At 65.5% G+C, this 15,061-nt stretch carries 20 protein-coding genes; 8 read left to right on the top strand and 12 right to left on the bottom strand.

Features of this window, described 5'->3' with window-relative positions; genetic code table 11:
- The first annotated feature begins 15 nt into the window (after positions 1–15).
- On the top strand, positions 16–759 hold the full coding sequence (locus ADAD_RS0112160) for a hypothetical protein (RefSeq protein ID WP_139020435.1): 744 nt from the start codon (positions 16–18) through the stop codon (positions 757–759).
- On the opposite strand, the gene nusB is transcribed toward ADAD_RS0112160, so the two are convergent.
- From nusB to hisG, 3 genes are read right to left on the bottom strand one after another with little or no spacing between them, the layout of a single operon-like run.
- Positions 756–1,205, bottom strand: a complete 450-nt coding sequence (nusB, locus tag ADAD_RS0112165; protein ID WP_010414143.1) for a transcription antitermination factor NusB — start codon at positions 1,203–1,205, stop codon at positions 756–758. The genes ADAD_RS0112160 and nusB overlap by 4 nt on opposite strands.
- The gene (hisD, locus tag ADAD_RS0112170) at positions 1,205–2,494 is read right to left on the bottom strand and encodes a histidinol dehydrogenase (protein WP_010414146.1); all 1,290 of its coding nucleotides are present in this window, start codon (positions 2,492–2,494) and stop codon (positions 1,205–1,207) included. Before hisD ends, nusB begins: the two co-directional genes overlap by 1 nt.
- Positions 2,494–3,165: an ATP phosphoribosyltransferase gene (gene hisG / locus ADAD_RS0112175; protein ID WP_010414149.1), complete on the bottom strand. Its 672-nt coding sequence runs from the start codon at positions 3,163–3,165 to the stop codon at positions 2,494–2,496. Before hisG ends, hisD begins: the two co-directional genes overlap by 1 nt.
- 49 nt (positions 3,166–3,214) lie before the next feature.
- On the opposite strand from hisG, the gene ADAD_RS0112180 reads away from it, so the two are divergent.
- From ADAD_RS0112180 to ADAD_RS0112190, 3 genes are read left to right on the top strand one after another with little or no spacing between them, the layout of a single operon-like run.
- Positions 3,215–4,321 (top strand): DUF2332 domain-containing protein, encoded by a 1,107-nt coding sequence (locus tag ADAD_RS0112180; RefSeq protein ID WP_010414151.1) that lies wholly within the window; start codon positions 3,215–3,217, stop codon positions 4,319–4,321.
- A complete protein-coding gene (locus ADAD_RS17015) occupies positions 4,318–4,467 on the top strand; it encodes a hypothetical protein (RefSeq protein ID WP_158005193.1) in 150 nt (49 codons plus the stop codon). The genes ADAD_RS0112180 and ADAD_RS17015 overlap by 4 nt, the downstream gene beginning before the upstream one ends.
- Positions 4,464–4,772 (top strand): hypothetical protein, encoded by a 309-nt coding sequence (locus tag ADAD_RS0112190; protein WP_139020436.1) that lies wholly within the window; start codon positions 4,464–4,466, stop codon positions 4,770–4,772. The genes ADAD_RS17015 and ADAD_RS0112190 overlap by 4 nt, the downstream gene beginning before the upstream one ends.
- Here ADAD_RS0112190 and ADAD_RS0112195 read toward each other — a convergent pair.
- From ADAD_RS0112195 to ADAD_RS0112215, 5 genes are read right to left on the bottom strand one after another with little or no spacing between them, the layout of a single operon-like run.
- A complete protein-coding gene (locus ADAD_RS0112195; RefSeq protein ID WP_010414160.1) occupies positions 4,769–5,671 on the bottom strand; it encodes an alpha/beta fold hydrolase in 903 nt (300 codons plus the stop codon). The genes ADAD_RS0112190 and ADAD_RS0112195 overlap by 4 nt on opposite strands.
- Positions 5,668–6,489: an SDR family NAD(P)-dependent oxidoreductase gene (locus ADAD_RS0112200; protein WP_010414162.1), complete on the bottom strand. Its 822-nt coding sequence runs from the start codon at positions 6,487–6,489 to the stop codon at positions 5,668–5,670. Before ADAD_RS0112200 ends, ADAD_RS0112195 begins: the two co-directional genes overlap by 4 nt.
- 22 nt (positions 6,490–6,511) lie before the next feature.
- Positions 6,512–7,405: a pirin family protein gene (locus ADAD_RS0112205; protein WP_010414165.1), complete on the bottom strand. Its 894-nt coding sequence runs from the start codon at positions 7,403–7,405 to the stop codon at positions 6,512–6,514.
- Complete coding sequence (locus ADAD_RS0112210) at positions 7,402–8,109, bottom strand: glutathione S-transferase (protein ID WP_010414168.1); 708 nt, start codon at positions 8,107–8,109, stop codon at positions 7,402–7,404. The genes ADAD_RS0112205 and ADAD_RS0112210 overlap by 4 nt, the downstream gene beginning before the upstream one ends.
- Positions 8,110–8,112: 3 nt before the next feature.
- Positions 8,113–8,391 (bottom strand): BolA family protein, encoded by a 279-nt coding sequence (locus tag ADAD_RS0112215; RefSeq protein ID WP_029140105.1) that lies wholly within the window; start codon positions 8,389–8,391, stop codon positions 8,113–8,115.
- A gap of 53 nt (positions 8,392–8,444) precedes the next feature.
- Here ADAD_RS0112215 and ADAD_RS0112220 point away from each other — a divergent pair, with 53 nt between their 5' ends.
- Positions 8,445–9,038: a J domain-containing protein gene (locus ADAD_RS0112220; protein WP_010414175.1), complete on the top strand. Its 594-nt coding sequence runs from the start codon at positions 8,445–8,447 to the stop codon at positions 9,036–9,038.
- Here ADAD_RS0112220 and ADAD_RS0112225 read toward each other — a convergent pair.
- The gene (locus ADAD_RS0112225) at positions 9,035–9,682 is read right to left on the bottom strand and encodes a glutathione S-transferase family protein (RefSeq protein ID WP_033193367.1); all 648 of its coding nucleotides are present in this window, start codon (positions 9,680–9,682) and stop codon (positions 9,035–9,037) included. The genes ADAD_RS0112220 and ADAD_RS0112225 overlap by 4 nt on opposite strands.
- A 67-nt stretch (positions 9,683–9,749) precedes the next feature.
- On the bottom strand, positions 9,750–10,640 hold the full coding sequence (locus ADAD_RS0112230; protein ID WP_010414180.1) for an oxygenase MpaB family protein: 891 nt from the start codon (positions 10,638–10,640) through the stop codon (positions 9,750–9,752).
- 51 nt (positions 10,641–10,691) lie between these two features.
- Between ADAD_RS0112230 and cobS the strand changes: the two genes are divergently transcribed.
- Together cobS and ADAD_RS0112240 are read left to right on the top strand one after the other, a co-directional pair.
- On the top strand, positions 10,692–11,678 hold the full coding sequence (gene cobS / locus ADAD_RS0112235) for a cobaltochelatase subunit CobS (protein WP_010414183.1): 987 nt from the start codon (positions 10,692–10,694) through the stop codon (positions 11,676–11,678).
- Positions 11,679–11,725: 47 nt separating this feature from the next.
- Positions 11,726–13,867 (top strand): transglycosylase domain-containing protein, encoded by a 2,142-nt coding sequence (locus ADAD_RS0112240; RefSeq protein ID WP_010414185.1) that lies wholly within the window; start codon positions 11,726–11,728, stop codon positions 13,865–13,867.
- Between the two features lie 9 nt (positions 13,868–13,876).
- Here the strand turns inward: ADAD_RS0112240 and ADAD_RS0112245 are convergent, their stop codons facing one another.
- Both ADAD_RS0112245 and ADAD_RS0112250 read right to left on the bottom strand, forming a co-directional pair.
- Positions 13,877–14,293, bottom strand: a complete 417-nt coding sequence (locus ADAD_RS0112245) for a PaaI family thioesterase (protein WP_010414188.1) — start codon at positions 14,291–14,293, stop codon at positions 13,877–13,879.
- Complete coding sequence (locus ADAD_RS0112250; RefSeq protein ID WP_050803752.1) at positions 14,286–14,768, bottom strand: PaaI family thioesterase; 483 nt, start codon at positions 14,766–14,768, stop codon at positions 14,286–14,288. Before ADAD_RS0112250 ends, ADAD_RS0112245 begins: the two co-directional genes overlap by 8 nt.
- Positions 14,769–14,892: 124 nt before the next feature.
- Between ADAD_RS0112250 and ADAD_RS17140 the strand changes: the two genes are divergently transcribed.
- Positions 14,893–15,054 (top strand): hypothetical protein, encoded by a 162-nt coding sequence (locus ADAD_RS17140; protein WP_010414194.1) that lies wholly within the window; start codon positions 14,893–14,895, stop codon positions 15,052–15,054.
- The last annotated feature ends 7 nt before the right edge of the window (positions 15,055–15,061 follow it).

Below are 15,061 nucleotides of genomic sequence, written 5' to 3' on the forward strand. Positions count from 1 at the left end.
AAGGAGGATGGTGTTTTGCGTTTTGCAACGATGGTCGCGCTTGGAGCGCTTTTGGCAGCCTGCGGAAATGCCGAGGCCGACGCGAATGGGGCGCAGGCAAGCGAAGTGGGAACGCAGGATTCCTGGCTCGCCTTTGCCGACCGCGACAAGTGCGAACTCGGGCCCAAGGCAGCGGGAGTGGTCGAGGCGATGATGCGGACCGAGCTTGAGGGAGAGCCTTACGGCATGCTCGTCGCCAAGCCTGCCAGCACCACCTTGCCGGGGGGCAAAGTGCCCATTCAGGCGGTCGAGCTGGCCGACGAACCCTACCAGATGCCCGGTATCTTCCTGCCGCTGGAAGAGGACTGGAACGGTCTGCCGTTGCGGGGCCTGTGGGCCAACGCGGCCACCCGGCAGAGCCTCACCGAAAATGTGCCTTACGATGGGATCGAGATTCGCCTCTATTTCGACGACACGCCTGATCTGGCGGAGAAACTGGAAGCGGCGGGCTGGACTTTGTCCGAGCTGGACCCGGAATATGGCGAGGCCATGCCCGCGGCGACGTTCTCCCAGCAATACTACCTCGACGGGAAGCAGGAACTGCTGGAGACACCCTTCGACGATTACTATGCCACAGCGCAGAGAACCGCCAGCGGTATCCCCAAGGCCAATGGTCGCGAGGTCGGCGTCTATGGCATGAATACCATCGTGCAGCTGGTGGAAAGCAGCGCGAAGCCGGGGATGACCTACCTCACCTGCAATATCTACGCATCGACCTAGGGACGCGCGGCCTTGCCGACGGCGTCGAGCACGCCGTTGGCAAACTTGGCCTCACGGTCGTCGAAGAAGGCTTTCGCCACGTCGATATATTCGCTGATGATCGCGCCGGTCGGGATGTCGGCGCGGGCGATCAGTTCGTAGGTGCCGCAGCGCAGCACCTGCAGCATCGTCTTGTCGAGCCGCTTGAGGTTCCAGCCTTCAGCCAGCTTCTCGCTCAAACGCAGATCGATTTCCTCGCGCCGGGCATCCACACCGCGCACGATATCGTCGAAGAAGGGCACCTCGGCGTCGGCATAGGTATCGCCCTCGATCTCGCGGCCCAGCCGGTGCTGGTGAAACTCGTCGAGCAGCTTGGGCAGGGCGGTGCCTTCCATGTCGCGCTGGTAGAGCGCCTGGACGGCGGCGAGGCGCGCGGCGGAGCGCGCGGTGGAACGCTGATTGGACATTACTTGAGACGCAACCTGATGGATTGGGCATGGGCCGGAAGCCCTTCGGCTTCGGCAAGGGCGATGGCGGCAGGGCCTACGGCGGCAAGGGCATCGGGCCCCGCCTCGATAAAGCTGGTCCGCTTCATGAAATCGAGCACCGAAAGCCCGCTGGCAAAGCGCGCGCGGCGGCCTGTGGGCAGGACGTGATTGGGGCCAGCGACGTAATCGCCGACCGCTTCGGGCACCATTCGGCCCAGGAACACGCTGCCTGCGTGGCGCAGTTTGGCAAACAGCGCCTCGGGATCGTCGACGGCCAGCTCCACATGTTCGGCAGCGAGCCGGTTGGCGAGCGGGATCGCATCGTCGAGGCTGGCGACCGTGATGATCGCGCCATGCGCATCCCACGCGGCGCGCGCCGTCTTGCCGGTGGCGAGCATAGCGGCCTGAACGTCGACCTGGTCTTCCACCTGTGCAGCGAAATCGGCGCTGTCGGTGATGAGGATCGACTGAGAGCTGGGATCGTGTTCCGCCTGGCTGAGCAGATCGGCGGCGATCCACGCGGGATCGTTCTTGTCGTCCGCGATGACCAGAATCTCACTCGGCCCAGCGATCATGTCGATCCCGACCGTGCCGAACACTTGCCGCTTGGCTTCCGCGACCCACGCATTGCCGGGCCCGGTGATGACATCGACCGGCGCGATTCGCTGCGTGCCATAGGCCAGCGCGCCGATCGCCTGCGCGCCCCCGACACGCCAGATCTCGTCGATACCCGCAATATGGGCGGCGGCGAGCACCAGCGGGTTCATCTCGCCCTTGGGCGTAGGCGTTACCGCAACCAGACGCTCCACCCCCGCGACCCGCGCAGGGATCGCATTCATCAGCAGAGAGGAGGGGTAGGCCGCCCGTCCGCCGGGCACGTAGACGCCTGCCGCATCCACCGGCGTCCAGCGATGGCCAAGCCGCATGCCGATATCGTCGGTATAATCGCGTGGGCCGGGTTTCTGGGCCTCGTGATAGGAGCGAATGCGCGCGGCCGCGAGGTCCAGCGCATCGCGCAGCTCGCCGTCAAGCTCCTCGTAGGCGCGCTCGCACCGCCAGGCGGGCACGCGCCAGTCCTCGTCGGAGGAGAAGTGATGACCGTCGAGCTTCATGGTCAGGTCGGCCAGCGCCTCGTCCCCGCGCGCCCTGATGCGCGAAAGGATATCGGCCACGTCGCGGCTGACATTGTCCGCGCTTTCGCGCCGGGCATTGACCACGCGATCGAAATTCTCGGCGAAATCCGCCGCGCTGGCATCGAGCATCTGCATCACGCAGCCACCTTGGCCTGCGCGCGCGCCTCCGCTTCGCGGCGGAAGGCTTCGACAAGTTCGGCCACGCGGCTGTCGGTCTTCAGCGCGGCGCGATTGACGATCAGCCGGGCAGTAATGTCGAGGATGCGCATCGTTTCCACCAGCCCGTTCTCGCGCAGGGTGGTGCCGGTGGAAACCAGATCGACGATCCGTCGCGCGAGGCCCAGTGAAGGCGCGAGTTCCATCGCCCCGTTCAGCTTCACGCACTCCGCCTGAATGCCGTGGCGTTCGAAATGGCGGCGGGTGATGCTGGGATACTTGGTCGCCACGCGAACATGGCTCTCGCCATCGACGTCGCCCGCATCCTCTGCCTGCTTGGCGACCGCGAGGTGGCAGTGTCCGATATCCAGATCGACGGGGGCGTAGAGATCGGAATATTCGAATTCCTCGATCACGTCCGATCCGACGATGCCGATCTGCGCCGCGCCATGCGCCACGAAGGTGGCCACGTCGAAGGCGCGCACACGGATGAGCCGGAGATCTTCGCGTGTCGTAGCGAAGCACAGCGCACGGTTGGCCTTGTCGTGGAAACCCGCCTCGGGCACGACGCCTGCGCGCTCCATCACGGGCAGGGCATCGTCGAGAAGCCGGCCTTTGGGCACGGCGAAGGTGAGTTGGCTCTGCGGCATGGGGCGCCAGATAGGGCGAGCGAGACGAAAGGGCAATTGCGCGCGAGTTATGTCAGGCGACGAAGCGAAATATGAGTTGGTCGATCCGCAGGCGAAAGGGTTCGACGCGGTGCAGCGCGCCTTCGCCAACCAGGTCGCCTATTGTCGGGACAATGGCGCGCCGATCACGGCGGCGATCTGCCAGGCACTGCACGATCTGCTGGAGACCGAGAGGGGCGGGGCGGTGATGCGCCGGGTCCGCAAGTGGGCGGGCGCGCCGCTGGCCGATGCCCTGCCGCTGCGTATTGCGGGCGGCCTGCATGCGCTGCACCTGGCGGGAGAGGACGATGCGCTGTCGGCCATCTACCTCGACCAGCGGGTGAGCAATCCGCAGGAGATCGTTGCCGATGCCATCGAACGGCACGAGGCTTTCCTGATGCCGTGGCTCGACGGGCCACCGCAAACGAACGAGGCTGGCCGCAGCTGGGCCTACGCAGCGGCCATGCTGTGGCTGGCGGACAGGGGCCTCCCGGCGCAATTCGCGCTCAACGAGATCGGGGCCAGCGCGGGGATCAACCTGATGATGCGCCGCTATTTCTTCGACCTGGGCGGTGTGACCGCCGGGCCGGGCGGTGCGTCGATGCGGCTGACCCCTGAATGGCGCGGATCGCCCCCGCCCGCGCTGAAATACGATATCGTCGGTGCGCGCGGATGCGACGTGAAGCCGGTCGACCTGACGGACCCCGCGCAGGCGCTGCGCCTGAAGGCCTATATCTGGCCCGAATTCACCGAACGCTTCGCACGTATGGATGCAGCGATTGCCGCCGCCGACACCATGCCGCCCGAGGTGGCCCGCGAATCGGCGGATGTCTTCGTGGAGCGCGTCCTCGCCGAACCGCCGGAGGCGGGTGTCACGCGGGTCGTCATGCACTCGGTCGTGTGGCAATACGTGCCCGAATACCAGCGCGAGATCGTGACCAGGGCGATGGAGGCCGCGGGCGAGAAGGCCACCGAAGAGGCTCCGCTCGCCTGGGTTTCGCTGGAAGCCAACCGCGATACGCACCGGCACGAGCTGTCCGTGCGCTACTGGAACGGCAAGTCGGGCAAGGGCGAAGACTGGCAAAGGCTGGCGGTCGCCCACCCGCACGGCACCTGGGTCGAATGGGAAGCGCCGTGATCCGCGACCAGTTCGCGGAGATGTACGTTGCAGGCGTGCTGGCCGACGCGGGCTGGAACATCTACCTCCCCCATCGCGATGTAGGGTTCGACATGATCGCGACCTTCGCCAAAGGGGACGACATCGCCATCCGGCCGTGCAGGTGAAGGGGCTGTATCCCACGGCCGAGAAGACCGGAAAGGCGGTGTACGGATATGTCGGAAAGCTGAGCGCACTCCATCCCGAGATGGTGTTGTGCCTCGTTTATTTCCCGACCAGCCTGAGCCGCTCGCCCAGGCATATCGCCTGGATGCCCCGGCCAGCGATCAAGCAGACGTCCAGGGGCTATCGGTGCCAGCCCGCCCGCTACGATGGCGAGGGGCCGTCGCCACGCCCGAAATTCGAACCCTTCTTCGACGATGCGGGGCTCGCTGCGCTCTCTTCCGAGTGCTTCGCCGCTTCCGCTGGCTAGGCCGTTCGCTCCAGAAACGCGTCCATCGCAGCGTTGACCTTCTCCGGCGCTTCCCACGGAACGAAGTGGCCGCAATCCGGCACTTCAGCCACGGTAAGATCGTCGATCACCTCGTCCAGCCCCTCGATGTTCGCGGGCGGCAGGGCAACATCGTCCAGCGCCCAGATGACGAGCGTGGGGATGGTCAGCCTGGGCAGCTGCGGGGGCTGATAGTCTTCGGGCAGTTCGAACGGCGCGTCCATAGGCGGGACGACGAGCGGGCTGGCGCGATACCAGTTGAGCATGCCGAAGGCCGCCGCGCGGTCCTGCCACTCCTCCAGCAGCTTGGCGCGCTCCTCGTCCTCCATGGCCGAAGCGCGATCCCACTTCACCTCCTGCATGAGGATGCCGACCAGGCCCTTTTCGCGCACCAGATCGTCGTTCTTCGTGTCGCGGAAGCCGCGCACGTACTGGCTGCTCTCGCGCTGGTGCGGATCGAGGTAGAGAAGCTTCTGGAAGATCGCGGGGTGGGGCGCATTGGCGATGATTGCCCGCTCCACCCGGCCGTTCATCTGGCCGCTGATCGCGGTGCCCCAGGCAATCGCGCCCCCCCAGTCGTGGCCGACGATGGTGAACTTCTCGATCCCCAGCGCATCGGCCAGCTGGAAGATGTCGCCGATCAGCTTGTCGGGAGTGTAGGCTTCCACCTCGCGCGGCTTGGACGAACCGCGATAGCCGCGCTGGTCGGGCGCGATGCAGCGGAAGCGATCCGAGAAATGCGCGATCTGGTGCCGCCATGTGCGGTGGCTTTCGGGGAATCCATGAAGGAAGATCAGCGCGGGAGCATCCTTGGGCCCCTGATCGACCACATCGAGTTCGATCCCGCTGGCGAGCGTAACGCGCGTCTGTTCCATATTCATCCCTCCGCCTCGATCCTGTCCATATATCCGCTGGCGACCAGTTGCGCGACCTCGTCGAACAGCGCGTCGGGCGTGCGGCGCTGTTCGCCCCAGCTGCTCTCGCCACCTCGTGCAACGATGATCTCGCGTTCGCCTTCTGTCACGCCATCGATAATGCGCCTGGCCGCTTCTTCGGGTGCCATGCCCTGTTCGATCACGCTGTCGCTTCGCCCGCGCGCGCTTCCGTCGGCGGTCAGCGCATTGCGGCTGACATTGGTGGCGACGGAGCCGGGGCACACGACATGCACCGATATGCCCGATTGCGAGAGTTCGGCGCGCAGCGCGTCCGCATAGCCGATCAGCCCGTGCTTGGCGGCGCAATAGGCGGTGCGCAGCGGAATGCCGATCTTTCCGGCAACGGACGATACGAAGACCAGATGCCCACTGCCGCGAGCCGTGAAATGCGGCAGCAGTTCCTGCGTGGCGGCGATCTGCGCCGTCAGGTCGATCTCGATGATATTGCGGTAGACTTCCATCGCGGTTTCGGTCGCGCGGCTGCGCTGCGAAATGCCCGCATTGGCGACGAAGATATCGACGCCCTGCTTCCAGCCAACGGCCCGTTCGCAAGCGGCGCGCATGGCTGCGTCATCACGCACATCGAAGGGCAGCACCAGCGTATCGGTCGCACAGTCCTTCGCCACCTGCGCAAGGCGCGCCTCGTCGCGGCCCGAAAGGACGATGTGCGCTCCGGCGTCGGCCAATGCACGGGCCAGCGCCGCACCGATGCCCGAGGATGCACCGGTGATCCACGCGACCTTGCCTGCAAAGCGATCCATCATGTCCGCTCCTGCGTGCGCGCCATCAGGGATAGGTCACCGTCTTGGGTTTTTCGGGAAGGGGAATCCATTCCTCCTCGTCGCCCGGCACCTTGGGAAACTTACCGGCGCTCCAGTCATCCTTGGCCTGCTGGATCCGGTCACGGTTCGAACTGACGAAGTTCCAGAAAACATGCCGCTCGCTTGCAAAACTCTCTCCGCCCATAAGCATCACCCGCGCGCCTTTTTCGGATTTGAGCGCGGGCACATCGCCCGGCTTGAGGACGATGAGGGTGTATTTGGGCATTTCCATCCCGTCGAGCGTTGCCTCACCCTCGACGACCATCAGCGCCCGCTCGTCCGCCTGCGACTCGATCGGCAGCTGGCCATTCGGGGCAAGCACGATCTCTGCATAGATCGTGTCGGCATAGGTCGTGGTGGCGGCGCGGCTGCCCCACAATTCGCCCATGATGACGATCGCGCGGGCTCCGCCGTCCTCGATCTCGGGCAGACTGTCGATCGCCTCGAACGCGGGATCGATCTCCTCGCGCCCGTCGGGCAGGGCAAGCCAGGTCTGCATGCCGAACATGCGGGCTCCGCCCTTGCGCTCTTCGTCAGGGGAGCGTTCGGAATGCACGATTCCGCTGCCCGCCGTCATCAGGTTCACCGTGCCGGGCCGGATGGTGGAGGCCGTGCCCAGGCTGTCGCGGTGGTTGATCGCGCCGTCGAACAGCCATGTCACCGTCGCCAGATTGATGTGCGGGTGCGGGCGAACGTCCATCCCGCCACCGGGCGGCAGGTGCGCAGGCCCGAACTCATCGACGAAGATGAAGGGCCCGACCATGCGGCGCTTCTTCGAAGGCAGCGCGCGGCGCACCTCGAAATCGCCCAGATCGTGGTTGGTCGGCGTGATGGTTGCCTCGATGGGGCCTGAGATCATGCTGCGTCGAGCTCCGGGTAATGGCGGAAGATGCCGTCTTCGTTGAACGCCATCCGGCGGTCCGACGCAAGATAGGCTTTGATCCCGTCGAGCTGCGCCACCGCGTCGCGGCAGGCGATCAGCTTCGGATAATCGCCTTCGATCGCTTTCATGCGCTGCGGAAAGGCATAGCGCAGCCCCTCGACCAGCTGGAACAGCGAAGTGTCGACGTGGGACCACTTCTCGCCCAGCACGAAGCGGCCGTGGTTGGCGGACAGCGCATCCTCGAAATAGCGGAAGAACTTCGGCATGCGCGTCTCGCGGAAATCCTCCGCCACGCGCTTTGCCGCGTCCTTCTGGTCCTCGTAATAGAGCGCATCGGCGATCGGGTGATGCACATCGTGCGCCTCGGCAGTGATATCGGTGATGGTCAGCTGCAGCATGATCAGCTCGAGACTGCTGCGCTCGTCCCCGCCGCCGAACCCGTGTCGGTCGCCCAGCCAGGTCACGATATGCGCGACCTGTGCGATGCAGATGTCGCCATCGGTCAGATAGGGCGGGGCGAAAGGCCGAATGCCGCTGCGCTCCTCCAGATCGTCGACCAACGCTTGCGAGCCGTCCTCTCGCGCACGGTCACTATAATCCACGCCCGCTGCTTCAAGAGCGACACGGACGAATTCGCCGCGTCCGGGGGCGCCGGTCCAGTACCACAGGTCGTACGCCATCGCTCAGCCCGCGCTTTCGGGCGCGCTTGCCTTGATCGAGAGCGCGTGCACCCGGTCGCCGGGAATATCGCCCAGCGCGCCATTGACCATGCGCTGGCGTTCGACGCGCGAGGCATCGGCGAAGCCTTCCGCTTCGATCACGATGGTAAAATGCGATTCTCCGCTGCCATCGTCGCCCGTGTGGCCACGGTGTTTCGCGCTGTCGTTGATGATCTCGAGCCGGGTCGGCGCGAACGCATCGCGCAGTCGCCGCTCCATCTCCTGAGCTACGGTTTCAGCCATTTCGTCGTCGATCCCTTTGCAATTTTCGTACGCGTTGCCCATCCTAAAGGCTTATGCGACAGACCCGGTTCCATGGCCGTCACGAGGCGAACGGCAGGCTTTGCTCCCATCCTGCATGCGACGAACCCGGCGAGTTCCGCGCGCCCGGCGCATACGGCAATTCGTTCGACGGGCCGGGCCAATGGCGCTGGTTCTGCCTTGAACACATACGCGAGTTCAACGCCGGATACGACTGGTTCGACGGGATGAGCGCGGACGAAATCCTGCGCGCCCAGTCCCCCGCCGCCGGCTGGCAGACCGAAAGCCCCGCCTTTAGGCCGACTGGCGGGGTGGACGGCATGCCGCGCTGGGCGGATTTCGACGATCCGCTGGATGCGATCTCCGCGCGGGCAGGCGGCATCAGGAGTCGCGCCGAGCGTGAGGCGCGCATGGCAATGGAGGGGCGCTTTTCGAAAGAAGAGGCACGCGCGCTCGAAACGCTTGGTCTGGGCGAGAAAACCGACGCCAAGCGCTTGCGCCAGCGCTATTCGGAACTGGTCCGCCGCTACCATCCCGACCGCAACGGCGGGGATCGCAGCTACGAAACGCGGCTTGGCCGGGTGGTGGAAGCCTACCAGGTCCTCCGAAAGAGCGCGGCGATCGGCTAGCCCTGGGCTGCCCTTTGTGCAGCCCAGTCCTCGTCGATTTTCTTCGCTTCCCGGTACTTCGCGCGCTGCGTCAGCCGCTCGGCATAGGCGACGAAAATATCGCGTTTGGGGAGCGTGTCGAACTCGACGCCCCAGATCGTCTGGCTGCCGACATAGACGTCCGCCATGGTAAAGCGGTCGCCGCACACGAAATTGCGCCCGCTCAGCATCGTCTCCAGCGCGTCGACGGTGCGATCGTAACTGCCGAAACCGGTGGTGCGCTGCTGTTGCGGGTCGGCGCCATCGTCCCAGCCCATGTTCTTCGCGGTGATGGCCTGTTCCAGCGGCCCCGCAGCGAAGAACAGGTAGCGGAAATAGTCCGCCTTCTCATGCTGCTCGGGTAGCAGGGCAGCATCCGGATGCATTTCCGCAAGATAGTGGCAGATCGCTGCCGCTTCGCTGACGACGTGATCGTGCTCGCCATGGTGGTGAACCAGCGCTGGCACCTTGCCCATCGGGTTGGCCTGGTTGAACGCCTCGGGCCTGTCTTCCGGGGGGGCGTATTCGACGATCTGCTGTTCATAGTCTGCACCCGCTTCGTGCAGCGCCCAGCGGGCAATCCGCCCGCGGCTCATCGGGTTGGTGTAGAAAGTGAAGTCAGCCATCGTCTCTCTCTCCCGCCAGGCGTGCGCCTCCATGCCCCGGAGATTTGGCGAAGGAAAGCCTGCCGCTTCAGCCCTGACGCATCGCCCAGCGCAGCGTCTTGCCAAGGCCCCAGGTCGTGGCGCGGGCCGGGAATGCAGCGAGCCCGGGGCGGCTCAGCCCCAGCATGGAGCGGGCGAAGGGCGGCAGCAGCAGCACCGCCTCCGCGCCGATCGCCTGTTGCAGCGCTGCGGGAAATCCGCGCGGACGAATCGCCAGCACGAACTGCGCGATCTCGCGCGCTTCCTTCGATGTCGTCAGTTCCTGCCGGAATTCGCGCAGGATCGTGTTCGCCTCGGCCACATTCGTCGGCACCGGATCGGCGTGCAGCGCGCGGCCGATGACGGCCATCTGCGCATAGTATTCGTCCTGCTGCGCCCGGGGCATGTCGGGCCGTGCGTGGCGCAGGTATCCTTCGAGGAAGCTGGAGGCTTCCGCGATGTGGACCCATGCTAGCGTGCGCGGGTCCGTGGCAGAATAGGGCGTTCCGTCGGGCAGCGTGCCGGTGATCTTCGTGTGGATCTGGTTGACCCGATCGATGACTTCCTGCGCACGCTCGCGGTGGCCGAAGGTGGTGACGGAGATGAATTGCGCGGTGCGATGGAAGCGCCCTTCCGCATCCTCTCGGAAATTCGAATAGTCCAGCACACCCTGCAGGGCGGCGGGGTGGAGCATCTGCAGGAACAGGCCGCGAATCCCGCCGATCATCATGCCGGTCACATCCGCATGGACCGTCCGGATCGGGGAATCCTTCACGAACAGCGCTTCGTCAGAGGGCGGCGTATGGCTCGTCGGTACCTTGCCCTGGTTGAAGGCCGCGCGGACCTGCTGGAGGATCGCGTTACGGAGCGGGTCGAGGGGAGTGCGGCGTTCCATGGTGCCCTTGCAGGTATAGCGCGTGACCCGGGTTTGGAAATCCATGGGCCAAAGCCCGCTTGCGGGGCGCGCGCAACCTCTCTACGTCCGCCTGCGATGAGCGACGACAAGACATTCCAGCCCACCGACACCACCATCCTCGGCGCACCCGACACCAAGGTCGACGTGCGCGAGACCTTCGGCGTGGATATCGACTGGCAGGTGCCCGCCTTCAGCAAGGCGGACGACCGCGTGCCCGATATCGACGAAACCTATGTTTTCGATCCGGACACGACGCTGGCGATTCTGGCGGGCTTCGCCTTCAACCGCCGCGTGATGGTGCAGGGCTACCACGGCACCGGCAAGTCGACCCATATCGAACAGGTCGCCGCGCGGCTGAACTGGCCGTGCGTGCGCATCAACCTCGATGCCCACATCAGCCGTATCGACCTTGTCGGACGCGATGCGATCGTTCTGCGCGACGGATTGCAGGTCACCGAATTCCGCGAAGGTCTGCTGCCTTGGGCGCTGCAGCATCCGGTCGCGCTGGTATTCGACGAATACGACGCGGGCCGCCCGGATGTGATGTTCGTCATTCAGCGCGTGCTGGAGGCAGAGGGCAAGCTGACCCTGCTGGACCAGAACCGCGTGATCCGCCCGAACCCCGGCTTCCGCCTGTTCGCAACCTCGAACACGGTCGGGCTGGGCGACACCAGCGGGCTGTATCACGGCACGCAGCAGATCAACCAGGGCCAGATGGACCGTTGGAACGTGGTCGTCGGCCTCAACTACCTGCCTGCCGAGACCGAGCAGCAGATCGTTTCCGCCAAGGTGCCGGACATGGACAAGACAACCATCGCCAACATGGTGAAGGTGGCGGACCTCAGCCGTCAGGGCTTCATGAACGGCGATATTTCCACCGTGATGAGCCCGCGTACCGTGATCAGCTGGGCGCAGAACACCGCGATCTTCAAGGATATCGGCTTCGCCTTCCGCGTCAGCTTCCTCAACAAGTGCGACGAGGCGGAACGCATGCTGGTGGCCGAATACTACCAGCGCGTGTTCGGCGAGGACCTGCCCGAAAGCGTTGTTGCTGCAGCCTGACCAAGATCGGCTGGCGTGGTTAACGCGCATCCGGTATTCAGGCGTGCATGTGGGGACACAAGGCCAAGCCACGCCTAGGGCATGAAGCCGCCGGTAGCAGTGCCGGGCATTCCGGCTATTACAGCCTCACCGAAAGCATGGCCGACGATCCGTGGGAGAATGATCCCGATTTTGCGGAGGATCGCCGCAGCGGACCCACCCTGTGGGATCTTGCCTACGAAATCCTGACCGCGCACGGCACCCGTTACTGGGGCGTCCGGATCGCAGCCGGGCTGCTTCTGCTGGTGATCCTGACCGTGATCTGGCTGGCCTTTACCGCGCCGCTATCCAAATCGCTCGAGCCGATCGCCCCGCCGCAGGTCACGCTGCTGGCCGCAGACGGCACGCCGATCGCGCGTAACGGTGCGGTCTATGACGAGCCGGTGGATGTGGACCGCCTGCCGGACCATGTCGTGCAGGCCTTCCTCGCCACGGAAGACCGCCGCTTCTACAGCCACTGGGGGGTCGATCCGCGCGGGCTGGCGCGCGCCACGCTGAACAACATCTCCGGCGGGCCCACACAGGGCGGCAGCACGATCACCCAGCAACTGGCCAAGTTCACGTTCCTCACGCCCGAACAGTCGCTTTCGCGCAAGGCGCGAGAAATGCTGATCGCCTTCTGGCTGGAGGGGTGGCTGACCAAGGACGAGATCCTCGAACGCTACCTTTCCAACGCCTACTTCGGCGACAATACCTACGGACTGCGCGCCGCCAGCCTGCACTATTTCTACCGCCAGCCCGAAAGGCTGGAGCCGAACCAGGCGGCGATGCTGGCCGGGCTGCTCAAGGCGCCCTCGGCCTACGCCCCCTCGCAGCATTACGAGCGCGCTGCGACCCGCATGCAGGCTGTGAAGGCCAGCCTGGTTTCGGCCGGATTCCTCTCGTCCGAGCAAGCCGAGCGGATGCGCGCGCCCGAACTCGACATGCGGCTCAGCAATGATCTGCCCACCGGCACCTATTTCGCGGACTGGGCGCTGCCCGAAGCGCGCGACCGCACGCAGCCGGGCTATGCGCTGCAGGCGCTGACCACCACGCTCGACGCGCGGCTGCAGGGCATCGCGCGCGACGTTATCGCCGACGCGCCGCTAGGCGATGCGCAGGCCGCGCTGGTCGCGATGCGCCGGAACGGAGAGGTCGTCGCCATGATCGGCGGCACGGACTATTCGAAAAGCGCCTTCAACCGGGTGACGCAGGCGCGCAGGCAACCGGGATCTACCTTCAAGACCATCGTCTATCTCGCCGCTCTTCAGAACGGCTTCGGTCCTGAGGATCCGGTCAGCAACCGGCCCTTCACGCAGGGCAGCTACCGCCCGGAAAACTATGACGACCAGTATTCCGACTTCCTGACGCTGGAACAGGCCTTCGCGCGCTCCAGCAATGTCGCCGCAGTACGCATGTTCAACGAGGTGGGCAGTGCCGACGTGATCGAACTGGCGCGCGATCTCGGCATTTCGAGCCCGATCCCGCGCGGCGACCCCAGCGTGGCGCTGGGCACGGCCGGCATGTCGCTGATGGACCTCACGGCCGCCTATGCCGGGATTGCGGGCAATTCCTACCCCGTCCGGCCGACCGCATTCCTGCGCGAACCGCGCGGCCTTTGGGACAGGATATTCAACGCCCCGCGCAGCTTTTCCGGGTCCACCCACAACGATATCGAACGCCTGCTGCGTACGGCGATCAATGACGGCACGGGCCGCGCCGCACAGCTGCCCGGCCTGAACTTCGGCAAGACCGGGACCACGCAGAACAACCGCGACGCGCTGTTTGTCGGCTATGCGGGCGACCTGGTGGTGGGCGTGTGGGTCGGCAACGACGACAATACCCCGCTCGACGGGGTGAGCGGCGGCGGCCTGCCTGCGCGCATCTGGAAGAGCTTCATGCTGCGCGCACAGGGCATCCGGTCGGAAGGTCCCGCCCGCCGACAGGACCCGAGGGCGCCGGTGCAGCCGCTCGATGTACCCAATGCGAGCGACATTCCCGATCCGGTCGAGGAAGAGGGGGCGGAGATCACCACCGATTCGCGTGGGATCACAATCCGCGAGGAGGCGCCGAGGGACGAGGCGCCGCCGCTGGATGCGCCGCAGGATGGCCCGCGCAGCGCGCCCGAACTGCCGCCGGTGCGCGAGGAAGAAGCGGCCACCGCGAACTAGCGCGGCGGATCAGGCCTTGGCGTCGCGCTGGATCATCACGTTCATAACCGCGCTGGCGCGGGGCCGCTCCCGGTCTTCCTGCCACGCCTCTACGGTCACATTGGCGCTGCGCCGCCCCAGCTTGGTGATCCGCGCCTTGGCAAAGAGCGGTGCCTTCTTCGCTGCGGCGAGGAATTGAACGGTGATGTTGATCGGCTTGAGCTGCGCTTCCTCGCCCCTTTCGCTCAGCGCCATGCGCAGCGCGGCATAGGCAGCGGTTTCCATCAGGCCGCTGGTCGCGCCGCCGTGGAAATGGTCGGGCCGGCCCTCGATCGCGTCGATTCCCGATACGCGCAGCACCGGCACGTTATCCTCGAAACCGGAGACTTCGATGCCGAGCGATCGCGCATAGTGGGAAAGCAGGTCCGGGTGTGCTTCGTCAGTCATTCTTCGGCGCCCCTCCGATGGTCATGTAGACCGCCGCCATGGTCGCCACCGGATCGTCGGGATCGCCATCATGCGCGATTCCGCGCACGAATGCGGCGGAACGCGTGGTGCGATAGCATTCGCAGCGGCCGATCACGTCCGCCCGCTCGCCCGCCGGTCGCTGGTAATCCACCCGCATGTCGAGCGTGGCGACCGGCACGAAGCGCTGCGCGTGCGCCCAGATCGCCATTCCGCCCGCCATGTCGAGCATCGAGAATATGGGGCCGGAGGCAATGACGCGGCGCACATCGTCGCCCATCAACTCCTCGCGCCAGGGCAGCACCAGTTCGACCCAGTCGGGCCCATGGTCGCGGTAGGCAAGGCCCAGCCAGCCGGGATGCCCGCCGGACAAGAGGAAGGGAGAGGCGGCCGCGGGATCGAACACTGCGCCAGGATCGCGATGAAATGTATCGCTGGGGGAGGTCTGTTTCTCCATGCGCCGCCATCTGTGCGGTGCGTGGCGCGATGACAATGTTTTAATTCGCTTCCGCAGGCTGGTCGGGCGAACTCTCGCGGTGCGCGGCAGGGGGCCGCGTAACCCGATACAGGAGCGTTCGACCTTGGAACTTCCCGAAATCGCCCTCGACTGCCTGCCCAGCCTTGCCGACGCGCCGGGTATCGTGGGCAGTCTTTCCGACCTTGCCACTGCAACAACCGACGACCGCCTCGTCTACCTCATGGTCTTCCTTTACGAGACCTTTCCGCCCGAAACCCTGTTCTGACGGGGTT

The sequence above is a fragment of the Citromicrobium sp. JLT1363 genome, from assembly GCF_000186705.1.
Taxonomy (GTDB): domain Bacteria; phylum Pseudomonadota; class Alphaproteobacteria; order Sphingomonadales; family Sphingomonadaceae; genus Alteriqipengyuania.

Bases quoted from the DNA above. Each gene is read 5' to 3' on its own strand.
- nusB (WP_010414143.1), bottom strand. From the start codon at position 1,205: ATGTCCAATCAGCGTTCCACCGCGCGCTCCGCCGCGCGCCTCGCCGCC.
- hisD (WP_010414146.1), bottom strand. From the start codon at position 2,494: ATGCAGATGCTCGATGCCAGCGCGGCGGATTTCGCCGAGAATTTCGAT.
- hisG (WP_010414149.1), bottom strand. From the start codon at position 3,165: ATGCCGCAGAGCCAACTCACCTTCGCCGTGCCCAAAGGCCGGCTTCTC.
- ADAD_RS0112180 (WP_010414151.1), top strand. From the start codon at position 3,215: ATGTCAGGCGACGAAGCGAAATATGAGTTGGTCGATCCGCAGGCGAAA.
- ADAD_RS0112195 (WP_010414160.1), bottom strand. From the start codon at position 5,671: ATGAATATGGAACAGACGCGCGTTACGCTCGCCAGCGGGATCGAACTC.
- ADAD_RS0112200 (WP_010414162.1), bottom strand. From the start codon at position 6,489: ATGATGGATCGCTTTGCAGGCAAGGTCGCGTGGATCACCGGTGCATCC.
- ADAD_RS0112205 (WP_010414165.1), bottom strand. From the start codon at position 7,405: ATGATCTCAGGCCCCATCGAGGCAACCATCACGCCGACCAACCACGAT.
- ADAD_RS0112210 (WP_010414168.1), bottom strand. From the start codon at position 8,109: ATGGCGTACGACCTGTGGTACTGGACCGGCGCCCCCGGACGCGGCGAA.
- ADAD_RS0112215 (WP_029140105.1), bottom strand. From the start codon at position 8,391: ATGGCTGAAACCGTAGCTCAGGAGATGGAGCGGCGACTGCGCGATGCG.
- ADAD_RS0112220 (WP_010414175.1), top strand. From the start codon at position 8,445: ATGCGACAGACCCGGTTCCATGGCCGTCACGAGGCGAACGGCAGGCTT.
- ADAD_RS0112225 (WP_033193367.1), bottom strand. From the start codon at position 9,682: ATGGCTGACTTCACTTTCTACACCAACCCGATGAGCCGCGGGCGGATT.
- ADAD_RS0112230 (WP_010414180.1), bottom strand. From the start codon at position 10,640: ATGGATTTCCAAACCCGGGTCACGCGCTATACCTGCAAGGGCACCATG.
- cobS (WP_010414183.1), top strand. From the start codon at position 10,692: ATGAGCGACGACAAGACATTCCAGCCCACCGACACCACCATCCTCGGC.
- ADAD_RS0112240 (WP_010414185.1), top strand. From the start codon at position 11,726: ATGTGGGGACACAAGGCCAAGCCACGCCTAGGGCATGAAGCCGCCGGT.
- ADAD_RS0112245 (WP_010414188.1), bottom strand. From the start codon at position 14,293: ATGACTGACGAAGCACACCCGGACCTGCTTTCCCACTATGCGCGATCG.
- ADAD_RS0112250 (WP_050803752.1), bottom strand. From the start codon at position 14,768: ATGGAGAAACAGACCTCCCCCAGCGATACATTTCATCGCGATCCTGGC.